Source organism: Anaeroplasma sp., assembly GCF_034179385.1.
Taxonomy (GTDB): domain Bacteria; phylum Bacillota_I; class Bacilli_A; order Acholeplasmatales; family Anaeroplasmataceae; genus Anaeroplasma.
Map to the genome: position 1 here is coordinate 1 of NZ_JAXFPY010000075.1, position 23,960 is coordinate 23,960.

The 23,960-nt window shown below is 33.3% G+C and carries 23 protein-coding genes; 17 read left to right on the plus strand and 6 right to left on the minus strand.

Annotated elements, in window-relative coordinates; genetic code table 11:
• Positions 1-218: 218 nt before the first annotated feature.
• The 5 genes from SPJ17_RS04745 to SPJ17_RS04765 all read left to right on the plus strand — a co-directional run bounded on the left by SPJ17_RS04745 (position 219) and on the right by SPJ17_RS04765 (position 4,212).
• Entirely contained in the window at positions 219-773 is a 555-nt protein-coding gene (locus SPJ17_RS04745) for a glutathione peroxidase (protein ID WP_321093160.1), read from the plus strand.
• Position 774: 1 nt separating this feature from the next.
• Entirely contained in the window at positions 775-1,635 is an 861-nt protein-coding gene (locus tag SPJ17_RS04750; protein ID WP_321093161.1) for an NAD(P)/FAD-dependent oxidoreductase, read from the plus strand.
• A gap of 5 nt (positions 1,636-1,640) precedes the next feature.
• Positions 1,641-1,946 (plus strand): thioredoxin, encoded by a 306-nt coding sequence (trxA, locus tag SPJ17_RS04755; RefSeq protein WP_321093163.1) that lies wholly within the window; start codon positions 1,641-1,643, stop codon positions 1,944-1,946.
• Positions 1,947-1,950: 4 nt separating this feature from the next.
• A complete protein-coding gene (locus tag SPJ17_RS04760) occupies positions 1,951-2,385 on the plus strand; it encodes a MarR family transcriptional regulator (RefSeq protein ID WP_321093164.1) in 435 nt (144 codons plus the stop codon).
• A gap of 123 nt (positions 2,386-2,508) precedes the next feature.
• Complete coding sequence (locus tag SPJ17_RS04765) at positions 2,509-4,212, plus strand: glycoside hydrolase family 13 protein (RefSeq protein ID WP_321093166.1); 1,704 nt, start codon at positions 2,509-2,511, stop codon at positions 4,210-4,212.
• A gap of 45 nt (positions 4,213-4,257) precedes the next feature.
• Here the strand turns inward: SPJ17_RS04765 and SPJ17_RS04770 are convergent, their stop codons facing one another.
• The 4 genes from SPJ17_RS04770 to SPJ17_RS04785 are packed head-to-tail and all read right to left on the minus strand — an operon-like array spanning position 4,258 to position 8,826.
• Positions 4,258-5,583, minus strand: a complete 1,326-nt coding sequence (locus SPJ17_RS04770) for an ABC transporter substrate-binding protein (RefSeq protein ID WP_321093167.1) — start codon at positions 5,581-5,583, stop codon at positions 4,258-4,260.
• Positions 5,583-6,446, minus strand: coding sequence for an ABC transporter permease (locus SPJ17_RS04775; protein WP_321093169.1), 864 nt, complete (start codon positions 6,444-6,446; stop codon positions 5,583-5,585). The genes SPJ17_RS04770 and SPJ17_RS04775 overlap by 1 nt, the downstream gene beginning before the upstream one ends.
• Positions 6,446-7,282, minus strand: coding sequence for an ABC transporter permease (locus SPJ17_RS04780; protein ID WP_321093170.1), 837 nt, complete (start codon positions 7,280-7,282; stop codon positions 6,446-6,448). Before SPJ17_RS04780 ends, SPJ17_RS04775 begins: the two co-directional genes overlap by 1 nt.
• Complete coding sequence (locus SPJ17_RS04785) at positions 7,282-8,826, minus strand: ABC transporter ATP-binding protein (protein ID WP_321093172.1); 1,545 nt, start codon at positions 8,824-8,826, stop codon at positions 7,282-7,284. Before SPJ17_RS04785 ends, SPJ17_RS04780 begins: the two co-directional genes overlap by 1 nt.
• Before the next feature lie 321 nt (positions 8,827-9,147).
• Here SPJ17_RS04785 and SPJ17_RS04790 point away from each other — a divergent pair, with 321 nt between their 5' ends.
• The 11 genes from SPJ17_RS04790 to SPJ17_RS04840 all read left to right on the plus strand — a co-directional run bounded on the left by SPJ17_RS04790 (position 9,148) and on the right by SPJ17_RS04840 (position 21,341).
• Positions 9,148-10,494: a hypothetical protein gene (locus SPJ17_RS04790; protein WP_321093173.1), complete on the plus strand. Its 1,347-nt coding sequence runs from the start codon at positions 9,148-9,150 to the stop codon at positions 10,492-10,494.
• Positions 10,495-10,677: 183 nt separating this feature from the next.
• The gene (locus SPJ17_RS04795) at positions 10,678-12,000 is read left to right on the plus strand and encodes a hypothetical protein (protein ID WP_321093174.1); all 1,323 of its coding nucleotides are present in this window, start codon (positions 10,678-10,680) and stop codon (positions 11,998-12,000) included.
• Between the two features lie 99 nt (positions 12,001-12,099).
• Complete coding sequence (locus SPJ17_RS04800) at positions 12,100-12,975, plus strand: DUF362 domain-containing protein (protein WP_321093175.1); 876 nt, start codon at positions 12,100-12,102, stop codon at positions 12,973-12,975.
• A 37-nt stretch (positions 12,976-13,012) separates the two neighbouring features.
• Positions 13,013-13,339: a nucleotide pyrophosphohydrolase gene (locus SPJ17_RS04805; RefSeq protein WP_321093177.1), complete on the plus strand. Its 327-nt coding sequence runs from the start codon at positions 13,013-13,015 to the stop codon at positions 13,337-13,339.
• The gene (locus SPJ17_RS04810; RefSeq protein ID WP_321093179.1) at positions 13,336-14,028 is read left to right on the plus strand and encodes an alpha/beta fold hydrolase; all 693 of its coding nucleotides are present in this window, start codon (positions 13,336-13,338) and stop codon (positions 14,026-14,028) included. The genes SPJ17_RS04805 and SPJ17_RS04810 overlap by 4 nt, the downstream gene beginning before the upstream one ends.
• Entirely contained in the window at positions 14,021-15,187 is a 1,167-nt protein-coding gene (locus tag SPJ17_RS04815) for a hypothetical protein (RefSeq protein WP_321093181.1), read from the plus strand. The genes SPJ17_RS04810 and SPJ17_RS04815 overlap by 8 nt, the downstream gene beginning before the upstream one ends.
• Positions 15,188-15,403: 216 nt before the next feature.
• Positions 15,404-16,042, plus strand: a complete 639-nt coding sequence (locus SPJ17_RS04820) for a YggS family pyridoxal phosphate-dependent enzyme (RefSeq protein WP_321093182.1) — start codon at positions 15,404-15,406, stop codon at positions 16,040-16,042.
• Positions 16,030-16,770, plus strand: coding sequence for a YlmH/Sll1252 family protein (locus SPJ17_RS04825; RefSeq protein WP_321093184.1), 741 nt, complete (start codon positions 16,030-16,032; stop codon positions 16,768-16,770). The genes SPJ17_RS04820 and SPJ17_RS04825 overlap by 13 nt, the downstream gene beginning before the upstream one ends.
• Before the next feature lie 9 nt (positions 16,771-16,779).
• The gene (locus tag SPJ17_RS04830) at positions 16,780-18,261 is read left to right on the plus strand and encodes an NAD(P)H-hydrate dehydratase (protein WP_321093185.1); all 1,482 of its coding nucleotides are present in this window, start codon (positions 16,780-16,782) and stop codon (positions 18,259-18,261) included.
• The gene (locus SPJ17_RS04835; protein WP_321093186.1) at positions 18,254-18,943 is read left to right on the plus strand and encodes a 5'-methylthioadenosine/adenosylhomocysteine nucleosidase; all 690 of its coding nucleotides are present in this window, start codon (positions 18,254-18,256) and stop codon (positions 18,941-18,943) included. Before SPJ17_RS04830 ends, SPJ17_RS04835 begins: the two co-directional genes overlap by 8 nt.
• 157 nt (positions 18,944-19,100) lie before the next feature.
• Complete coding sequence (locus SPJ17_RS04840) at positions 19,101-21,341, plus strand: hypothetical protein (RefSeq protein ID WP_321093187.1); 2,241 nt, start codon at positions 19,101-19,103, stop codon at positions 21,339-21,341.
• A gap of 65 nt (positions 21,342-21,406) precedes the next feature.
• On the opposite strand, the gene SPJ17_RS04845 is transcribed toward SPJ17_RS04840, so the two are convergent.
• Together SPJ17_RS04845 and pepT are read right to left on the minus strand one after the other, a co-directional pair.
• Positions 21,407-22,222 (minus strand): pyridoxamine kinase, encoded by an 816-nt coding sequence (locus SPJ17_RS04845; protein ID WP_321093188.1) that lies wholly within the window; start codon positions 22,220-22,222, stop codon positions 21,407-21,409.
• 80 nt (positions 22,223-22,302) lie between these two features.
• A complete protein-coding gene (pepT, locus tag SPJ17_RS04850; RefSeq protein ID WP_321093190.1) occupies positions 22,303-23,508 on the minus strand; it encodes a peptidase T in 1,206 nt (401 codons plus the stop codon).
• Positions 23,509-23,743: 235 nt separating this feature from the next.
• Here pepT and SPJ17_RS04855 point away from each other — a divergent pair, with 235 nt between their 5' ends.
• Positions 23,744-23,947, plus strand: a complete 204-nt coding sequence (locus tag SPJ17_RS04855) for a cold-shock protein (protein ID WP_321093192.1) — start codon at positions 23,744-23,746, stop codon at positions 23,945-23,947.
• Positions 23,948-23,960 lie beyond the last annotated feature (13 nt).

The window sequence follows — 23,960 nt, forward strand, 5'->3', positions numbered from 1 at the left end:
AAATACAACCCAAATAATAGAAAAATTACATCCAAAAAGAAAGCCTCGAAGAAGGGATTTATTTACTGTAATGCATGTTCCCTTTAGAATGGCATAATTTTGGCATTTTTTGACATGAATTAAAAAATGGGGAAACACAAATATTAAGTAATATGTGGTTGACAATATAATAAATGTTGTGTACAATATAATTGTAAACAATGAAAGAGGGGGTTCGCATGGCAAAATTATATGATCAAGAATACAAGGTAGTAAAAAGAGATGGAAGTGAAGTATCCTTAAATGATTTTCGTGGTAAGGTATTATTAATTGTGAATACAGCTACAGGCTGTGGATTTACACCACAGTATGAGGCTTTAGAGAATTTATATAAGGCATATCATGAAAAGGGATTAGAGATTTTCGATTTCCCATGTGACCAGTTTGGTCACCAAGCACCTGGGTCGGATGATGAGATTCATGAATTCTGTATAGCAAAATATAAAACAAGTTTCGATCAATTTAAGAAGATTGAGGTAAATGGAGAAAATGAGATCCCCTTATTTACCTTCCTAAAGAGCGAGGTAAAAGAGGATGAAATCCATGGCATGGGTAATAAAATGAAGATGGGTATGGTAAAGGGATTATCTAAGACCTATAAAAAGAAGGAAGATATCAAGTGGAACTTCACCAAATTCTTAGTAAATAAGGAAGGAGTAGTCATCGCAAGATTATCTCCAACTATAGATCCAATGAAGCTTGAAGATAGAATTAAAGAAGCGCTAGGTGAGTAATATGTTTGATGCGGTTATTATTGGGGCAGGCCCTGCAGGCATATCTGCAGGATTATATCTAAAGAGAGCGAATAAGAATGTACTTATCCTATATCATGGTGACTCCCAGCTCGAAAAAGCACATAAGATTGATAATTTCTATGGATTTCCTTTAGGAATTACAGGTAAGGATTTATATATAAATGGTATCCATCAGGCGATTAATTTAGGTATTCAGGTAAAAGATTTAGAGGTATTGTCCATTCAAATGAATGAAAAAATGGAGTATACTATAAGAACAAGTGAAGAGGAATTTCATAGTAAGGTTGTTATACTTGCAACAGGAAATAAGAAGCTAAGACCAAATATTAAGGGTATAGCTGAATTTGAGGGCTCTGGAGTTTCTTATTGTGCAATTTGTGATGGCTTCTTCTATAGAAAGAAGAATGTCGTTGTCATTGGTAGTGGCACATATGCAATAAGTGAAGCAACGGAGCTTAAAAATGTTACGCCAAATGTTACTATTTTAACCAATGGCAAAGAATTGAATGGTACAACAGATATTCCTATAATCACTAAGGAAATCAAAGAAATTGTTGGAGAAGGAAAAGTATCTGGCGTAAAATTTATGGATGATACAGCTTTAGATGTAAATGGAGTGTTCATTGCCTTAGGTGAGGCAGGTGGTGTAGACTTTGCAAAGAAGCTTGGTATCTATATGGAAAAGGATAATATTGTAGTCGATGAAAACATGAGGACAAATATTCCAGGAATATATGCTTGTGGAAATGTTGTTGGTGGACTATTACAAATTAATAAGGCAGCCTATGAAGGCGCAAAGGCTGGCCTTGATGCAGTAAAATATATTAATGAAAAGAGGTAAATGGTATGGTATATGTAATTCATAGCGCAAAGGAATTTGATGAATTAGTAGAAAGCGGAAAGAATGTATTAGTAGACTTCTATGCAGATTGGTGTGGCCCATGCAAGATGCAAGCTCCAATCGTTGATGCAATTGCAGAGGAAAATAGTGATGTAGTTGTTGCAAAATTAAATGTAGATGATGTGGATGATGTTGCAGAAAGATTCAATATAGTATCTATCCCAACCCTATTAATCTTTAAGGGCGGAAAGCTTGTAAAGAATTTTGTAGGAGTAACAATGAAGGCTAACATTTTAGCTGCATTAAAGTAAAATCATGGATAAATATGATTGCTTAAAGCTTAACAATCAGCTATGCTTTCCACTTTATGCTGCCGCAAAGGAGGTAGTAAGAAAGTATAAGCCATTTTTAGACAAGCTAGATTTAACCTATACCCAATATATTGCTATGATGGTAATTTGGGAGCGTAAAATTCTTCATGTAACTGAGCTTGGTAAAAAGCTATATCTAGATACAGGTACAATCTCTCCTTTAATTCGAAAATTAAAACAAAAAAATTACATTACTCTATCTAGAGATAGTGCTGATGAGAGAGTTCAGATTATTGAAATAACCAAAGAGGGCGAAGCCTTAAGGGAGGAAGCACTTTCTGTCCCTAAGGGAATGGCCCAAAGTAGATGTATTAATTTAACCCTAGAGGAAGCATGTACTTTAAAGAGTATATTAGAAAAAATTTTGGGGATTGAATAATACCTATTTAAAAGAAATAGATGAATAAGTCTATTTCTTTTCTTTTTGTGCAAAATAACACGAAATATCTTTTGTTACAGAAAAATTTTTGTTATACTATTTTTATACGAGGAGGACGATTTTATGGAACTATCATCAATTATTCATAGTGCGAATAAAAGATACGCCTATGCCTTAGATAAGGACACATTTTTAATAAGAATAAGAACAAAAAAGGATGATTTAACTAAGGTAATATTACATTACCAGGATAAATATCTTACTACATTAAAAATAGATACGAGAAAAGAAATTGAAATGGTAAAATATGCAAGCGATGGCATATCAGATTATTATGAAATTACATTGAATTTTCATTTGGTTTGCTTAAGATATTTCTTTGAGCTTGTTGCAAGCGATGAAACCTATTATTTTGGAAATGAACGATTCTTTAAGAATCCTATTGAAGATATAGATTATATGTTTGATTTACCACAAACCCTAAGAGAAGAGGAAATGTATATTGTACCATCCTGGGCAAAGAATAAAATTATATATCAAATCTTCCCATCAAGATTTTCATCGAGCGAGGATGTTTCTGAGGAAATATGGTATAAGGCTCCTATAGGACATATGGATAATATTGGTGGCAATTTAAGAGGTATTATCGATAGGCTAGATCATATGAAGGAATTAAATATTGATGTCATTTATATGACCCCTATATTTAAAAGCCCATCGAGCCATAAATACGATATCGTAGATTACTATACCATTGATCCCTCCTTTGGCTCAAAGGAGGATTTAATTGAGCTTGTGGATAAGGCTCATAAGCTTGGAATCAAGATTGTACTTGATGGTGTATTCAATCATACCTCAAGGGATTTCTTTGCGTTTAAGGATATAAGAGAAAACGAGGAAAAATCAAAGTATCTGGATTGGTATTATATTGATTCCTTCCCTTTAATTATGGAATGGGGTAAAAAACCAAATTTTAAATGCTTTTCTTATTTTTGTGGTATGCCAAAATTGAAAGAGGATAATCCAAGTGTAAGAAGATATTTCATTGATGTTGCAAAATATTGGATTAAGGAAGCTAAAATTGATGGATGGAGGCTTGATGTTGCAGATGAGATTGCACATTCCTTCTGGAGGGAATTTAGAAGTGAAATAAAAAAAGAATTCCCAGATACCTTAATCATTGGTGAGGTATGGCATTATGCGGATGATTTTTTAGATGGCGATGAATGGGATACAGTAATGAATTATGATTTCTTCTTTGCGGTAAGAGGACTATTAAAGGAAGAAAGAAGTACAGTTACAGAATTCTATCAGGAATTATCTAGGATAAAGGGTAAGGTACATTATAGGGTCTATCCTCTACTTTGGAATTTATTAGATTCCCATGATACGGAAAGATTCTATAATGGAATCAATTACGATAAGAGAAAGATGAAGCTTGCAGCTGCATTCCAATTGCTAAGTCCAGGTATGCCACTGATTTATTATGGTGATGAATATGGTATGCATGGAGGTAAAGACCCAGACTCAAGAAGAGGAATGTATTGGGATAAGAAATACCAGGATTTAGAATTATATGATTGGTATAGGAATTTAATTTCTGTAAGAAAGACGCATGAAGGTATTTTAGATTATACAGATCTAGATGTTCAAACAGATGATGTAACGGGCTTACTTCGAATTGAAAAGAAGGATTATGTAATTCTATATAATACAAAGGATAGTGAAATTTTTATCGATGAGCTAAAGCTTAAAATGGAATTAATTACAGGTGCTATTTCTGATGGATATATGGAAGGATATAGCGTATTTGTATATAAAAAATAAGCAAAAAAAAGACATGAAACTAAACGAATCATGTCTTTTTGCTTTTTAGAATGCTGCCTTAAAATTTGACCACATTTGATTTAGAGCTTGTGTTTGACTACCAAAATCCTTCATGATACAGCAACGAACTAATGTTTCCTCATCGGGATATTGGGCATCAAATTGTCTACCACGCTCTTCTTTATCTATATAGATTTGTGCCTCTGGGTTACCAAAGTAGAAGGATAAGTCCACTAAGTCACAATCCGATTCTTCTGGGAGAGCCTCATACCAATCTAATACCAAATCCCATATGGCATCACCAACAATTGGGGATGTATAGCCTGTATATTCCATGCATTCTTTGGCAATTTCAGGGTCACAAATGAAATTGACAAATTCCTGTGCTAAATGAACGTTCGCACCCTTTGGCATACACCATCCATCAAACCATACATTTGATCCTTCCATGGGAATGATATAGGCTAAGGTTTTACCTAGCTCATCGGCTTGATCCATTGCATATACAGCGTCTCCACTCCATGCGGTATTGATCCAATAGGTTCCCTTTACCATTTCATTTTTACCATCATCGGTTTCAAGTCCATAGATATTCTTCTTTAATCCAATTAGGGCATCCTCAGCCTTATATAAGGTTTCATTATCGCACCTATTAAAGATTTTGGATAATTGCTCATTATAATCCATATCCGATAATATTCCATTATCATAATCTTCCTTTAGCTTATTTACCTCATCTTGGTATACATGAAGAATTACAGTTGCGTAGGTATCTCGAATAGAATCCTTAAGGGCTATTTTTCCTTTATATTTTGGATTAAATTGAGCTTCCCAGGTAGTGACATCTAAAATATCTACCTCCTCAGGGTTATATAAATATCCCATTGTACCCCAAAAGTAAGGTACAGCATAGGTAGAGAATCCCTCTTCCTTAAATAATTTCTTAATATATGGAGATCCATAATCTCTAAAATTGGATAGCTTATCTCCATATTCACCTAATACCTCATCAAAATCAAAGGATTCAAGCATGCCCTCCCTTTGCATCTTTTGAATCATATAATCGGATGGACAAATTAAATCAGGGCTAATGGAGCCTGCCTTCATTTGGTTATACATATCCTCAGGTGTAGAGAAGGTTTCATAGGAAACATAAACCGTCTTACCATAGGTTTCAAAATAATAATCCTGAAATTTTTCTACTGTGGATTTCGCCTCGATATTTCCATATTCATCCGTACCCTCAAAGATATAATCCTCCCAGTTATAAACCACTAGGGTATAATCATAATGCATACAAGAGGAAAGGGTTAATCCTAAAAGTATAGAAGAGGTAGTAGCGCTAAATGCTTTAATTAATTTTCTTTTCATTAGCGTTCACTCCTTTTTTTTAGCTTCATAGATATAATAAACATGACTCCCATAACGATAATGAATAATACGGTAGTAAACGCTCTAAGCTGAATAGGTAGAGATTCTTTTTTCGTTACAGCCTCAACATAGGTTGAAATGGTATCAAAGCCCTGACCAGGCTTAGTAAACGCAGTAATAATATAATCATCTAGTGATAATGTTACAGAAAGTAAGAATCCAGATATAATACCAGGTAAAATATCGGGAATCATTACCTTAAATATAGCCTCAGACTCTGTTGCGCCTAAGTCTAGGGCTGCCTCAAATAAGGAATTATCCATTTGCTCAAGCTTAGGCTCAACACTTAATACAACAAATGGTAATGTCAATACCATATGACCAATAATAAGTGTAATAAAGGTTCTAGGCCAATGCATAGAAACAAATAAAATACATAAGGAAATTGCCATGACAATTTCAGCATTAACTACTGGAATTTGGTTTACAAAGCTAAATGTGCTCTTAATCCATTTTCTTTTCATATAGTGTGTACCAATTGCCCCAGCGGTACCTACTACAGTTGCAAGCGCACCAGCTACTAGGGCAACTAAAATGGTATTGCCACAGGCATTCCAAATCTTTTGTGCATATTTATTTCCAGCGTAGTTAAATAGTGTTTGATATGGAATCATAGAAAATCCATTCCATGTTCCTGTAATTCTTGCAGTAGTAAATGAATTTACAATTAAATAGAAGATAGGTAAATCCATTAGAATTAAAACAAAGAAGATGAATATTTTAACAAAAATCTTTTGAACCTTTTCATTCGTTCTTTTTCTTTTTAATAGCTCATCTGTTGATAGAGTACGTCTTATTTCCATTAGAATAATCCTCCTCTCTTAACAGGCTTTTTATCATTTGCAATCGTAGATATTAATGTTGTAATACCAATCATTAATAGCATAATAATGGCTAAAACGGAGCCCACATTATAGGAATTTTGAGCAGTAGAGGAGAATTGATTTGCAATTAGATTACCAATTAATGTAACCTTACCTCCACCTAGCTTATCCGCAATGACATAGCTTGACATCGTTGGCATAAATGTCATTAGGATTGCAGAAATGATACCAGGAACAGTCATAGGTAGTATAGTTTTAAAGAATACCTGAGGAGTATTTGCACCTAAATCCCTTGCTGCCTCAATTTGGCTTTGGTCTAGCTTTAGCATTTGGTTATATAAGGGTAAGATTGCAAAGGGTAGGTAATTATATACCATACCAATAACTGTGGATAATAGTGCATGATTTTCACTAGATATACCAATCCAGGATAGCATATCTCTTGTTGCGATTGTCCGGATTACAAAGTTAATCCACATTGGAATTAAGAATAAATAAACTAATATTTTATTTTTATTATATTTGCTTGATGCTAAGAAATAAGCAATTGGATAGCCTATAAGTAAGCATACTATAGTATTTAATATACCAACAATAATGGACATTCCAATAACCTTAAAATTTGAGGAATTCGAAAATATGGTTTGGAAATTTTCAAATGTGAATTGACCATTTTGATTGGTAAATGCGTAGAATAAGATAAGAAGAATAGGTGCTAAAATGAATAAAATCATAAATAATGCATAAGGAATACAAAGGCTAGCCTTAAAATTCATATGTCTTATTCCGTATCCGATTTTTTTCAAAAAGCCCATTATTTGCTTCCTCCCTTAAGAGATACCTTAATCAAAGACTTATCGATGATAACAGCAACCTGATCCTCTTCATTCCATAGCCATTCACTATTTAGCATGAAATCCTCTTCCTCATCGGTTCTAACGATAATTTCATAGTGATCTCCTAAATAAATCATAGAAATGATATTACCGATGATTTCACTTTTGTCTCTATCATCTGATATTTGAATGGCTTCAAATGGAACCTCAACATGAATAGGCATATTCTCATAATGAATGATTCTACCATTTTCATCTACTAGCTCATCATCATCATTGAAGGATGCATTAGGGAATAGGGATAATATATCAAAATCAAAGGTTGCGTTTGCAAACTCGATTTGATGATTCTTGGTAATGAATCCATCATAGAAATTCGATGTATAGGGCTTTTTCATAATTTGAATATTTACTGGGTCAACAGATAAGCCTATTGTAATACCCTCATCTAGATATTTTGTAGATTGTACCATAAGCTCATTTTTACCAATCATTACAATGTATTCATAATGCATCCCCTTAAAAATTCTAGATGCAATGACGCCATCAATGGTGCCCTTACCAGCAGAAGATACAATAACATCCTCAGGGCGGATGACAACATCTACCTTTTCATTCACTAAGAATTTACCAAAGTCTTGTGGGTCAGCATCAAAATAAGTACCTAAGAATCGAACCTTATTATCCTTTGCCATAGTACCTGTATAAATAGAGGATTCACCAATGAAGTCTGCAACAAAGGAATTGATAGGCTCATCATATATTCCTTTTGGATCACCAATTTGCTGGATATTACCATCGTTCATTACGACAATGGTATCGCTCATGGTTAAGGCTTCTTCCTGGTCGTGGGTTACATAGATGAAGGTAATGCCTAATTGCTTATGCATAGATTTTAGCTCAAGCTGCATTTCCTTTCTCATTTTTAAATCCAGAGCGCCAAGTGGCTCATCAAGAAGAAGAATTTCAGGCTCATTGACGATAGCACGCGCAATGGCAATTCTTTGTTGCTGTCCACCAGATAGGGTGGATATTCCTCTTTCCTCAAAGCCCTCAAGATCTACGATTTTAAGTGCATTCGACACCTTCTCATGAATCACCTTTTTATCTAGGCGCTTATATTTTATTTTTGGATTGCCTTTTTTATCTAGTACGGGATTACCATTTTTATCCTTGACCTCGTATGGAATTTTCTTTAATTTTAATCCAAATGCGATATTATCATACACATTTAAATGCTGGAATAATGCATATCTTTGAAATACGGTATTAATTGGTCTTTTATTTGGTGGAAGAAGAGAAATATCCTTTCCATTTAATAAAATTTCACCACTTGTAGGTAATTCAAATCCAGCAATCATTCTAAGTGTTGTGGTTTTACCACATCCTGAAGGTCCAAGAAAAGTAACAAATTCTCCCTTCTTGACCTTTAGGTTAAAATTTTCAACAGCGTAAAATTCGCTGTTGTCGTACATCTTAAAGACGTTATTTAGTTCAATTATGTAATCTGTTTCCTTTTCCATGCTTACCTCCTTGTAAAAAAGAAAATCTTAACCCTAAAGATTTTGCATCCCTCATGTTAAGACAATCCGTTTTGCCAGTTTATTAAATATAATTTAATACATAATTAAGTCTATTTTACCAAATTCGAATTTATTTTCAATCAAAAACATAAAATATTTCAAATTAATAATATTTTAAAAATTGGTGTTATTTTTACATTCTATTTGGTACCTTTTAGGTAAAATCCTTTATTAATGACATTCTATTTGATTGTTTTTGTACAATTCATGTGTTATTATATATATGGCGTATACCAAAATTAAAAATCAGGAGAAAAAATTATGAAGAAAAACTTATTAAAGGCTAGTGCCTTCTTAGGCTTAGCAATTTCTGCTTTCGTATTAGCTTCCTGTGGTGAGAGTGCTGAGGAATCAACAGAAGTAGTGAATCCTACAACTACAGAGACTTTACCTACAACAACTGAAGAGATGTCTGAAACTGTAGAAATTACGGATTTAGATGGTAAGGTATTTACTGTTTCTGAAACTAAGGATGCAAATGTTGTTACAAAGGCATTATTATTATCTGCACTTAATGGTGTAAAGTCTGAGAAGAACCCATACGCTATTGCGTTTGATGCTGCCTTACTTGGAAGCATTACTGCAAAGAGAAGTGCAATTACTGGAACACTTGATGCAAATGTAAAAGCAAGCGTTGCTGCATCTATTGGTGATAAGCCATATACTGGCTTTGATGTTACAAAGGAGTTAACTGAGGAAGAAATTAATAAAGCTATTCTAGAAGTAAATAATATTGCTGCAGTTGCATCTTTAAAGGGTGAAGTTCTATTCAGTGATTTTGTAATTGATGAAAAGGATCCGATCTTCACTGAGGATCCAACTCTTCTTGATCAGGTTAAGAAACAAGCTTTAGCTTTAGCTAAGGACAAGATTGATGCAGATATTCGTGTATTCATTAAGGAAAATACTGCATACGGTGAATTCTTTGCACATATTCCTGATGCAATAAGTTCAAAAGACGAAAGTGATATTCATTATACACCTAAGACTGAGGGTATATTTAATGATATTGCTCCAATGGTTACAACAGCACTTAGTGATTATCAGAATTCATCTTTAATTAATTTCTATAATAAGTATGTAGAAATGATGGAATTTGATGAGAATGCTAAGGTTAAATTAGAACCTATTGATTTATCTATGGTAAATGCTGAATTCTTTGAATCCGAAGAATACCAAAGGATTGTTTCCTTTGTTGAAACATTAGGAATTGAAATTAGTGAGATTAAGGATGGCGTTGCTACAGTGTCATTAGATATTACTGGTGCTAAGGTAAAGAACTTCTTAAAGCTAATTGGTCAGGATAGTATTGCTACAGTAGTTAATCCATTACTTCCTAAGGATGAATCCTTAGCAAAGATTGCATTAACTGTTGATTTAGCAAAGGCAAGATTAAATCATTTTGAAATCTCTATAGATGAAATTGAGACCATTGGTAGCGTTGCATTAGTAGTAGCTGCATTATATATGCCTGAGGATGCAGTATTACCTGTAGATAGCGTTAAGGGTTCAATTTCATTAACAATTGATGTAAAATATGACGCTGATATAAACGCAGTTGCAGAGCCTAAAGAAGGCATTGAATATGAGGTTAAAGAATATCTATAACAAAAGTATAATCCGTTATATTTAAAAAATTGGATGCTATGATAAAATATGTTCATAGCATCTTTTTTTCAGACATTTTTTGTTGTATACAAAAAGAAGCTATTCATATACTTTATTTTGTTTCAAAATGGTGTATAATAAACATGCAATATAGCAAAAATTAAAAAGGAGGACAAAAAAAGTATGAAAAAAATATTTTTTAGAACTGGAGCTCTTGCTGGCTTAGCAGTATCTGTATTAGCATTAGCATCCTGTGGTTCTAGTGAGGTTGATGTTAAAGATTTAGATGGTAATTCTTATAAGATTGCTGCAACTGAGGATTCTGAGGCTGTATCTAAGGCTATCGTATTAGCTGCAAACAGTAGCACTCAGGAAACTGAAGGTAAGCTTTATGCAGTTGGTGTTGATGCTAAGGTTAATGGAAATGTATCTGTTGAAGCTAATGGTGTTACTGGTACTATTGTTGCAAATGCGAATGCGAGTGCAGGTGCAAGTATTGGTACTGCAACTTACGCTGCTTATACTCCAAATGAGGATGGCTCTTATGCTTCTGCTGATGTTAAGGCTGCAACAGATTTATTAAAGCAGAACCTAGGCGCATTAGTAACTGCACATGGTGATGTTCAATTTAAGAATTTCGGTGTAGATACAACCAATAAGGCATTTGCTGACCTTACAGATGAGGAAATAAAAGCAATACAAGATAGTGTTAAGGCAGTTGATGGTAAGGCTGTTTCTGCTGATGTTAAGGCATTCTTATATAATGATGGATATGCTTATGGTGAGGTTAATGCAAAAATACCTGAAGAGATTGCACAATTAATAAGTTCAGATACACAAACAAATATAGAGAAATATATCAAGAGTGCAATTCCTTATGATGATATGGCTCCTGTTATTTCAACTGCATTAAATGCATATCAAACAAAGTCTTTAGCTGATTTCGTTACTTATGCTAAGGAAAATATTCCTGGCTTTGAGGATTTCAATTTACCTGAAATGCCAAAATTTGATGCATCATTCTATGAGTCTGATGAATATAAGACATTAGTTGATGTTGTTAAGGCATTAGGCGTTAAGGTTTCTAATGTTTCTAATAGTAATGTGACATTTGAGGTTGAGGTTACTGAACCTGAAGTTAAGGAGGTTGCTAAAAAGCTTGCTCCTGAATTCAGTGCTGCAATTGGATTAGTATTCTCTGGTGATAAGACATTATTTAAGGCATCTGTTACAGTAGATGTAGTTCATGGTAGATTCGTATCTGTTCATGTTTCAACGGATGCATTAGATAAGATTTATACTCTTGTTTCAGTCGTATCATCTGGTTTAGGTTCTGGTATTATCGGTGGCTATGCTACTGCCCCAGAAATTCCAACATTACCATTTGAAGAAGTAGAGGGTGCATTATCCTTTGAATTAAACTTCAAGTATGATGGCGATGTTAATGTTTCTGCAACTCCAGATTCTTCTAAGACTTACGTTGAACAGGGTGCTGTAATAGAATAATGAACATGCTTGAGAGGTTGTCATAGGCAACCTCTTTTCATTTTTCTTTTTATTACCTAAAAAAATTGGTATACTTTAATTAGAAAGTGAGGCTCGATTATGAAATCAAAGGTATATTTTACTAAGGATATAACTCCAAATGCTGTTTTAAAGCTTTATAAATATTTAGGATTTGAATTAAAGGGTAACGTAGCCATTAAGCTTCATTCAGGAGAAGTAGGTAACCAAAACTTTTTAAGACCATTATTTTGGAAGCCAATCATAGATTATATTCAAGGTACAGTAGTTGAATGTAATACGGCTTATGATGGAATGAGAAATACAACCCCTAAGCATTTAATTACGATTCATGAGCATGGATGGGATAAATATTTTAAATTTGATTTAATGGATCAAGAAGGACCAGATTTAGAAATAGATATTCCTAAGGGTAAGGTTATAAAGAAGAATTGGTTTGGAAAGAATTTTAAGAATTATGATTCTATGATCGTTCTTTCCCATTTTAAAGGACACCCTATGGGTGGATATGGTGGTGCATTAAAGCAATTATCTATTGGCTGTGCATCAAGCTATGGTAAGGCATATATCCATGGTGCAGGCAATGTGGATGAAATATGGACATCTGACCACAATTCCTTCTTAGAATCCATGGCAGACGCTGCAATGAGCGTTGTAGACTTTTTTAAAGGTAATATTGTATATATTAATGTAATGAAAAATATGAGTGTCGATTGTGATTGCTGTAGTGTTGCAGAGGACCCTTGCCTTAAGGATATGGGAATCATGATTTCCCTTGATCCTGTTGCAATCGATCAGGCTTGTATCGATATGGTGAAGAATTCATCCGATCCGGGAGTTGCCCATTTCTTAGAGAGAGTAAATTCTAGAAATGGTGAGCATACGATAGAGGCTTCTATGGCCTTAGGTATTGGCTCTAGAGATTACGAATTAATAGATGTTACAGATTTAATTTAAAGAATACGGCTAGGCCGTATTTTTCGGGAGGGCTTATATGGATTCTTTATTAGAATTAAAGGAAAAAATTAATAAATTTACAAAGGATAGAGATTGGGAGCAATTCCATACGCCATCGAATCTGGCTAAAAGTATTTCTATAGAGGCCTCTGAGCTTTTAGAATGCTTCCAATGGAGTGATACTGACTATGATTTAGATAAAGTAAAAGAAGAACTTGCCGATGTATTTAATTATGCAATACAGCTTGCCTCTGTATTAGATTTAGATATTAAGGATATTATCTTAAAGAAAATGGAGAAGAATGCATTGAAATACCCTATATCTAAGGCAAAGGGATCAAGCAAAAAATATAATGAGCTATGATTAAGGAAATCAATAAGAATAAAATATATTATCTATATAATTCTAAAAATAGTGATACGTTAATTGTTATGCTTCATGGACTTACGATGTCTTCTGAAATATATCCTATAAGTGATTTGGCAGAGTATTTATATAGCTTAAATTATGACATTTTAAGATTTGATTTTATAGGGCATGGAAAATCCTATGGGAAACCTTTAGATATGACCTTAGAAATTGAAATGAATGATGCTAAAGCTATGATAGACTCCTATAAGGATAAATATAAAAAATTAATATTCATAGGGCATTCCCAAGGTGGTGTTATTGCATCCTATCTTGCCGGGATATATAATCCATATAAGGTAATCTTATTAGCTCCTGCCTTTAATTTGATGGATTGCTTTAAAAATGGTGATTTCTTTGGCAAAAAAATCAAAGAGAATCAGCCTGTTCACATATGGGGTATGAGATTATCCTATGATTATTTAAAGGATACTAGAAGGGAAGATTATTATCTTCTTAAATATCATAATGAAGTAACTATAATTCATGGCGATAAAGATCGATTATGTCCTCTATCCTATAGTATTCAATTTAAAGAAAAATATAAAAATGTTCATCTTGATGTTATACATGATGCAGATCATGAATTTTATGACTTTTTTGATGAATTAAAAGTAAAGGTAGGTGAGTCATTAAATGAATAAGAAAATTTGTATTGCACCATTCCTTCTATTCTTCACTCTAAGTTCGTGTGGACCTTTGATGAAGGATATTACGGTTGAAAGTGGAAGTGAACCTTTAGTAGATACTATAACTGAGCCACAAGAAACTGAAACAGAAACAATAGCTCCAACAACCATTTTTCCAGAAAATAAGGAGTATACCTTTAGTGAATTTATAGATGTCGCATTTGGTAGTGGAGAAGTCATTTATAATGCAGGAGATTCTAACCCTTATGGAATTGATTTGACAAAATATGGAAATGATATTTCTGCAATTTTTTATGAACCTAAGGAGATAGATGATCCTTATATAGATGTAGATTATTCTGAATTTTATAGAAATTTTAATGTAGCTATTACCTATGAGGATGCCTATTATAGAGCACTTCATGGATTTATTGCAGGAGATATAACACCCGAGGATTATATGCCTAAGAATTTAGGCATTATGGAGGATGATAAATATGTGAGGTCATCTAGTGGCACTTATATATTAGATACAGAGGGAAATTATATAGGCTATATGCCAAACACAAGAGGCTCTGCAAGATGTATTTATTATGGATGTGGCTATGTTTCCTTAAATGATGTTTCTGCATACCTTTTAGCTTTTGGTTCATTACCAGCGAATAGTAATTATGGTACATCAAGTGTAAACCGGAGTGAAGCTCTTGCAAAGTGGGGAGAATATGCAAGAGTAAATAAGCAAAATTTTTCAGGGGATACAACAAAATATCCTTATGAACCACTACTTCCTAATATTATGGGAAGAGGAAGTATTCAATATACAGAAACAGATTTTGGAACAAAGGGAAATTACAAATATCAATTCTATAATAGAAGTGAACAAACCCTAGACAAATACAACGATGGAGAATATATTAATAGAGGAATTTGTAGGTTTGTCTTTGTAAGTGATCCTAAGGTAACTAAAATGGATAATAGATATGTATTCTATACCTACAATCACTACAATGATTTTCAAGAGTATTTAAACTATGATGATGGGTTTGGAATCCGTTTTGGCTGTGAGTCTGCAGGTAACCTTCCATGCTCTTCTAGGAATGATTATGATGAAAGTTTTAAGGAGTCAACACAGTATCAAGCTCCCGTCGTTAGACAATTTTCATCTTTTGCCTAAAAGTAATCGTTTTCGAAAAAAATGATTGTTTAAATTCGTTATTTTGTTATATACTATAAGTGCTTATGAAATTGGTTGTCATATATACTCCCTAGAATATGATGACTGTCATAAGCAAACTATAACTCTCCCAATTTAAGGAATAAGGAACGGCTCCCACTGTTCCTTATTTCTTTTTTTAAAGAATTTTAGTATAATACGGATTGAGGCGATAGTATGCATTTAAGAGAAGATATACATGATTTTTTAAATACAATACCAGAATATGTTACCGTTGTTGCCGCAACAAAGTATGTTGGGGCAGTTCTAATGAGAGAATTATATCAAAATGGTGTTACAAATTTTGGTGAAAATAGAGTAGAGGCCTTCTTGGAAAAATATGAGAATCTTAAGGATATAAATCCAACCTGGCATTTCATTGGGCATCTACAAAGAAATAAAGCGAAAAAAGTAATCGATAAAATCGATTATTTACATTCGCTAGATTCCATTGAGCTTGCGAAAATTATCGAAAAAGAAAGAAATACACCTCTAAATTGCTTTATTGAAGTATCAATTAACCTTGAGGAGTCTAAGAATGGAGTTCCTTATATGGATATTGATTCCTTCATAGAGGAGGTATTCTTATACCCAAAGGTAAAAATTGTTGGTCTTATGATGATGGCGATTAAAGGAGATACATCTCTTGATATCAAAAATCAATTTGAAAGATTAAGAGATTTAAGAAATCGATTAGAGGATAAATATAAAATTGAAATTCCATATTTATCCATGGGTATGAGTGATGATTATAAAGAAGCATTAGAGGCTTCTGCAACTCATATAAGATTAGGTAGAATTCTATGGAAGGATTAGATAGCTTTAAAAGAAGAATTGATTCTTCTATAAGTAGAGTATATGAGGGTGGAGTTGTTTTACTTCCCTTTTTAGACGATAGTGAAATAGGTGTAATCGAGGCTAAAGTAAAATATTTAAGTGATATACAGGTCTCCTTTTATGGTGGTATTATAGATGCAGATAGAAAAAGATGCATCTTATCCTTATATGATATAAAAAAAGAGGATTTCAAAATTCGCATTTTTGAAATCCAATATAATAAAAAATATTATGAATTATATCATAGAAGTATTCTAGGTGCTTTAATGGGCTTAGGGATTAAAAGAGAGGCTATAGGAGATATTGTAATAGATGAGGATAAGAATGCATATTTTGCTGCAACAGATGAAATATCTAAATTTTTACTTAGAGAATTTACCTCTGTAGGTAAGGCACCTATTACATTAAAGGAAGTTCATAATGAAATTCATAATAGAATTAAATATGAGGATAAATTACATTTTCTATCTAGCTTAAGATTAGATGTAATTATCTCATCCGCATATAATTTATCTAGAAGTGAAGCTTTAGAATATTTAGAGCGCAAAGAAGTATTTATTAACCATATCATGAATCAAAATCCTTCTCATATATGTAAAGAAAAGGATTTAATTAGCGTAAGACATAAGGGTAGAGTATACGTAAATAAAATAGGTGGAAATTCCAAAAGTGGAAGAATTTGTGTAACTCTATCGAAAAGAATTTAGGAGTAATTTATGGATGCAGTAAGCCAAGAGGTAATGAAGAAAATAGATACATATACATGTGAACATTTAATAAAATCCATTGATTTAATGGAAGCAGCAGGAACTTCTATGGCAAAGGAGGTATTAACCCAATACTGTCCAAAAAGAGTATTACTTTTGGTGGGCTCTAGTGGTAATGGTGGAGATGCGTTAGTTTTAGGTAGAAAGCTTATTGAGGAAGGTATTATGGTTGATGCTTATCTCATTAGTGATAGATTAAGCATGGACACGAACACCAATAAGGAAAGATTTAAGGGCAACATTTATTATGAATTACCAAAGTTAGATTATGATTTAATTATTGATGGCTTAATTGGCTTTGGCTTAAAATCTGAATTAAGAGAGAATTATATCAAAGTAATTGATAGCGTTAATCAATCGAATATTAAAATTGTATCCTTAGATATTCCAACAGGAATTGATGCAACAAGTGGAGTATCCTATGGTGCATTTATAAAAAGTGATTTATGTATAACAATAGAATATCCTAAGACGGGATTATTCTTAAATGATGGATTAGATTCCTATAAGAAATTATCTATTATATCTATTGGTATTATAAAGACTAGTGATGTTATCCATATTCACGAAAAAGAAGAATTTAGAGGGTTGCTTCCCCATCGATTAAGAAATAGTAATAAGGGAGATTACGGCAGAGTTGCAATTATTGCTGGGTCCTATAAATACCCTGGTGCCTCCTATATTGCATATCAAGCATGTGCTTCGTTTAAAATGGGAGTAGGATATTCTTACCTTTATGTACCTTATGAGGTATATGAAGTATATGCCTTAAGGCATCCTGAGGTTATCACAGCAAGCTTGCCTAGTGTAGATGGCCATATCCAATATGATCGTGAAAGTTTAGGCTCACTTCTTAAGATGGATTCCATTTCTATCGGTATGGGTATGGATATTTCGTATGATTTGTATCAGGTAATTGAGTATCTATTACAGAATTATGATAAGACATTGATTATTGATGCGGATGGTTTAAATACAATAGCTAAATATGGTGTTGATATATTAAAAAACAAAAAATGTAGGGTTATATTAACCCCACATTTAAAGGAAATGGAACGATTATCCAAAATTAGTGTTTCAGATATTATGAAAAATCCACTTGTAACAGCCAAAGAATTTGCGCATGAATATGATGTTACCTTAATACTTAAGAGCGCATCGAGTATTATTACAAATGGACATAATATATCGATATCCGCCTTTGGTAATTCAAGCCTTGCAAAGGGTGGAAGTGGAGATATGCTTTCGGGAATACTTACAGGCATTAGTGCATATTTAGATTTAGAGCCCTATAAAATAGCATCCTTAGGCTCTTATATTTTAGGTAGGGCAGCAGAATATGCAGTAGTGGATATAGAAGAAGAATGTATGAGTCCTTTAGATATCATACAAAACATAAATAAAGTTTTTAAGGAGATTAAGAATGGTTAAAATTGGTATTATTTGTGCAATGAAGCCTGAAATGGATATTTTATTAAATGCCACTAAGGAGACAAAAAAGGTTAAACTATTAGGTGTAACCTTCTATGAGGGTGAAATTATGAACCAAAGGGTTGTATTATCCTTATGTGGTGTAGGTAAGGTGAATGCCGCAATTGCGACTACTCTACTCATTTCAAGCTTTAGCTGTACTTTAATTCTGAATTCTGGCATTGCAGGTGGAATATCTCCACTTAAGAAAAGGGATTCCGTTATTGCCTCAAGCCTAATGTATCATGATTTTGATGCGACCATCTTTGGATATGAATATGGTCAGGTGCCATCTATGCCAAAGGAATTTATGGTAAATCCGGATTTACTCGTTTTAGTAAAATCTATTTTTAATCGATTAAAGCTTCCTTATGTATGTAAGAAGGTATATTCTGGAGATCAATTTGTATCCTCTATAGATAAGCTTGATAAAGTAAATTTAGAAGGCGGAGTAGCAATTGAAATGGAAGGCGCAGCCATTGCACATACTGCAATAAGAGCTGGTGTTGATTTCCTTGTTTTAAGATATATCTCTGATATCATAGGAGAGGAAAACCAAGAAGAGGATTATTTGAAATTTGAAAGAGAAATGTCCGAAAGAAGTGCTTGGGTTACATTAAAGCTATTAGAAAATATGGAATAATTCCGAGCGTCCGAAAGTTTCTTCGGACTTTTTCTATCATTTAAGTATATTTTTCAAAGTTTTAAAGATTTTAATAAAAAATATTCAAAAAAAACATTGAAATTATAAACAATAGCAATATAATAGTATCAATAAAAAGAAATCGGAGGGCATATTTATGAAAAAGAAATTTCTAGTCTTAGGTATTACTCTTCTTGCAGGATTAACCTTAGCATCCTGCGGAGTGGATATAGAGACTTCAACAACTAAAGAAACGGAAACTGTTGTACCTACAGAAACTAAAACAGATAAGCCAGTAGAAACTTATACGTATCATGAGGCAGTTGATTCAACATATTCTACTAAGGGTAATTTAGCTTATTACACTAAGGATAAAGAGGATGGTACTTATTATGATGAAGATAAGAATCCTGTTGAATTATCCTCTTTACTTTTGGATTATCTTGTAATGGAAGGAGAAATCATTTCTATTGATGAAAATGGTAATGCTATAACAAGCATTCAAGCGAAAGACTTCCATCAAGCTTATGGTTATGAATATTTATTAACCACGCAATTTAATGGTGGTGAGGCTATAGACATTCCATTTGTTAAATGGGTTGAGGAAGTAGAATCTGGTAAGACTTGTATCACTGCTGATAAAAAAGTAGTATTTACTGGTTTAGATGTTAATTTTGCAGAGCTAGAAGGACTTTCTGCTGGCGCAAAATTCACTTTAAAGTACAATGATTCTAAGCTTAATGTTTCAAAGATTGAAGCATTAAATCACCTTTATGAAATTGGACCTGTCGATGTTGATGGTAAAGAGCTTACGGTTCTATATGAGTCAGGTACAGAGAATCAACAGTTAAAGTATGGTCAGGATGTATTAGATGCAATTCTGGCTGAAGAAGCTACAAATGAAGAAATTGTTGAATTATATAACACATTCTGTGATCAGTACTATTATTTAGTGGATCAATATCGTATCGCAAAGATTTTATCGGATAGAAATAACACATCTGAATCTTATGATCTTGCAGATGAGCTTGAAGCATTAATCAATGATTTTGGACTACTTGATGAGAAGATTGATCTTGCTGCATATAAGTCTATTTATAAGGAATACTATTATTTACAATATGATGAGTATAAGAATGCTGATGGAACATTAAATGAAGAAGCAGTAGATGCATATGTTCAAAGCTTAAATCCAGAGACAACAGAACAGCTAAATGAGTATGATAAGAATATGAGCCAAGCATTAAGCTCTTATTATTCTGGTGAATCTACAGCTGCAGAAGCATTATATTCCTTCTTCAAAAGTGCAAAGGCTTATGCTAATGTTTTAGGCTATGAGGATTATTTAACTTATGCATATGAGAATCAGTATGGTAGAGAATATAGTGTCCAAGATACGGATGCATTAGCGGATTATATTGCTACATATTTAATTCCAGCACAAATGGATGCCCTTAGTGATTTCTTAACATATAAGGCAGAGGCAAAGGCTGATTTAGAACAAAATCCTGAATCTGAATTATATGAAGAATATTATTATGGCTTATGGGGATTAATTGAAGATGACTTCTATGGAAAATACTTTGAGTATATCGCGGATTATGCTGAAAATGTAATCGGTGATGAAATGGGTCAAAACTTCAAATATTATTTCACGAGTGGTAATTATTGGTATTCTGCAACAGAAAACGATAATGTAACTGGTTATGTTTGGAGCTTTGCCGATGACACTCCACTTATGTTCTTAGGTCCTTCTTGCCAAGAAATTGGTACATTCATTCATGAATTTGGTCACTACAATGAGCATATTACTGCTTCAGATAGTGAATTCTATTCTATGGATTTAAATGAGGTTCATTCTCAGGCTAATGAGATGCTATTCTATAAGTATTTAACTACAACGGATGTATATTCTGAAGGAGCTACAAAGGCATTCTTAGCTTATAAGACATATATGATGATTAGTGCTGTAATTGAAGGCTACTTAATCAATGAGCTTGAAAAGTGGACGTATACAGAGGATATGAGCACATACGCTGATGCAAATACATTCTATACTGCATTAGTTGCAAAGTGGGCAGAAATTTGTTGTGCTGTTGGTCTTGATGATTATGCAGAAGCTACAGATTGGGTGAATATTGTATTATTAAATTATCAGGGCTATTATATTAGCTATGCTACATCTGCAATTGCATCACTTGAAGTATATGCATATGCATGCGAGGATTGGGATAAAGCAGTAACTGCATACAAGTTCTTATATTCTCCACATGAGGCAACGGATACATTCACATCTGTACTTGAAAAGGCTGGCTTAAAGAGCATCTTTGATGAAGATGCATTTAAGATGATTGCTGATGCAATTGGTTATGATTACCAAGCTTCTTCTTTAAAATAAGATTTTTATTAGGGGGTTGCGATTTGCAACCTCTTTTCTTATGACAAAAAAAGAGGCCAAAGCCTCTATAGATTTCTTTTTAGAATTTGCTCATATTTAGGTGCATATTCATGATATGGATCATCTAATGTAATATCAATAGAATTCATAATGAAATCCGTTGCAAAATTTAAGTTATCCTTTATATCCTTACCATTTAATATTCCTGCAACAACTAAAGAAGAGAAGATATCTCCTGTGCCATGATAATTCTTTTCAATTTTTTCCTTCATGATGGTTGTTTTCGTTAAGCCATCATAAGAGATTACACCTATGGAATCGAAATCGTCCTGGGCGCTTGTTAAAATAATATTCTTAGCGCCTAGCTGATATAAGTCTTGAAGTAATTTATTGATATAATCATCATCCTGAATCTCTTCATAATGATTTCCTGTTAGGAAGCAGGCTTCTGTAATATTTGGCAAAATATAATCTGCAACACTGATTAAATCCCTCATCCCAATGATAGTAAATTCATCGAATCCAGGATATAGCTTACCATGGTCAGCCATAGCAGGATCTACTATGAATAAGCCATCCTCCTTTAATAATTTATCCTTAGCATCGAATATGATTTTAAATTGCTTTGGGTTCCCAATGTATCCTGTATAGATTGCATCAAATTGAATTCCCTCATGCCACCAATGGTCAATAATCTTTGGCATTTCATCCGTTAAATCTAGGAATGTCCAATCCTTGAATCCTTGGGTATGTGTGGAAAGTAGTGCTGATGGTAGAATTGCAGTTTCAATACCAAAGCGAGCAAGTATTGGTAATGCAACTGTAGTAGAGCAATTTCCATAGCAGGAAATATCTTGAATCGTTAAAATAGTTTTACTCATATAATCACCTTCCTTAATTTTTATTATACATAATTCTGATTCTTTAAAAACAACCAATATTTATTGTTTTATGGTGCAAGCTATTCCTTAGCAATCTCAATTAGGATATGAACTGCGTTTTCCATTTCCTCTAAGCATGCACATTCATATGGGCCATGGCAATTATATCCGCCTGTACCTAAATTTGGCGTATTTAATCCTCTTTTGGTTAGATTTGCTCCATCTGTACCTCCTCGAATAGGAGTAGAGGTAGGAAGAAAACCAGCCTTTTTAATTGCTTGGTATGCCCTATCTAAGCATCTTGGATCTTCCATAATTTTTTCTGCCATATTGGAGTAGGAATCCTTGATTTCAACAGTACAGGTATTCTCTCCATATTTTTTATTAATGAATTCCATCGCATTATAAAAATCATTCTTTTGTCTGTTTAAAATAGCTTTATTATGATTTCTTAATATATAGAATAATTCTGCCTGTCCAACCTCACCTCTCATACCACATAAATGGTTAAAGCCATCATATCCATCTGTAAATTCAGGACGTTCCTCAATAGGAAGAAGATTGTTAAATTCCATGGCTATGAGGCTCGCATTTTTCATTTGGCCTTTGGCAGAGCCTGGGTGAATATCAAGACCCTTTACGGTAACTTGAGCAGATGCTGCATTAAAGCATTCATATTCAACATCCTTATAATCTCCACCATCTACAGTGTAGGCAAAATCACATCCAAAGCCTTCAATATCAAATGCATCTATGCCACCGCCAATTTCCTCATCTGGGGTGAAGGCAACATGAATATTTACATGTGGTACATCCTTATGGTTTTTAAAATAATAAAGCATCGTCATAATGTTTGCTATACCCGCTTTATCGTCTGCTCCTAAAACGGTTGTACCATCCGTTGTAATTAAGGTTTTGCCAATGAGATTCTTTAAGAATGGGAATTGCTTAGGGTTAAGCTCAATACCTTTTAGCTTAACTATATTTCCATCGTAATTTTCAATTACATTTGGACATACATTTGTACCCGAAAATCCTGGGATGGTATCCATATGGGCAATAAAGCCTATATGGCATTTGGAATTACAATTGGATTTTAGAGTTGCAGTGACAAAGCAGTTTTCTGTTAGCTTTATATCCTCTAAGCCTAATTCCTCTAAATCCTTAACTAAGACCTTCGCAAGATCAAATTGCTTCATAGTAGATGGAATTTGATTCTGGCCTTCCATAGACATGGTATCTATTTTGACATATTTAATAAAATATTCTAATAATTTCTTTTTCATTTTTATGCACTCCTTAGTGATAATTATATTTCAAATGAAATATATCTTCAATTCTCTTAAAATGAATTTAATCATCTTCGAAAATTTAATTACAAAAATTTAAATAATTTAATCACTTTTTTGAAAAGTGTCTTTAAATGAGAACAATAATCTTGTTATATTATAGAAAGTGGTTTATAATTGTAGTTAGAATTCATTACGAATTCGATGGTTTGGTTTGAAAGGAGTATCCACAATGAAAGGGAAAGTAAAATGGTTCAATGCTGAAAAAGGCTATGGATTCATTCTATCTGAAGAAGGTAAGGATGTATTTGTTCACTTTAGTGCAATTGAAGGCGAAGGCTACAAGACACTAGATGAGGGACAGGAAGTAGAATTTGACGTTGAAGTTGGCGATAAGGGCCAATTAGCAAAGCACGTTGTAAAGGTTCAAGCATAAAACCCTAGGCTGG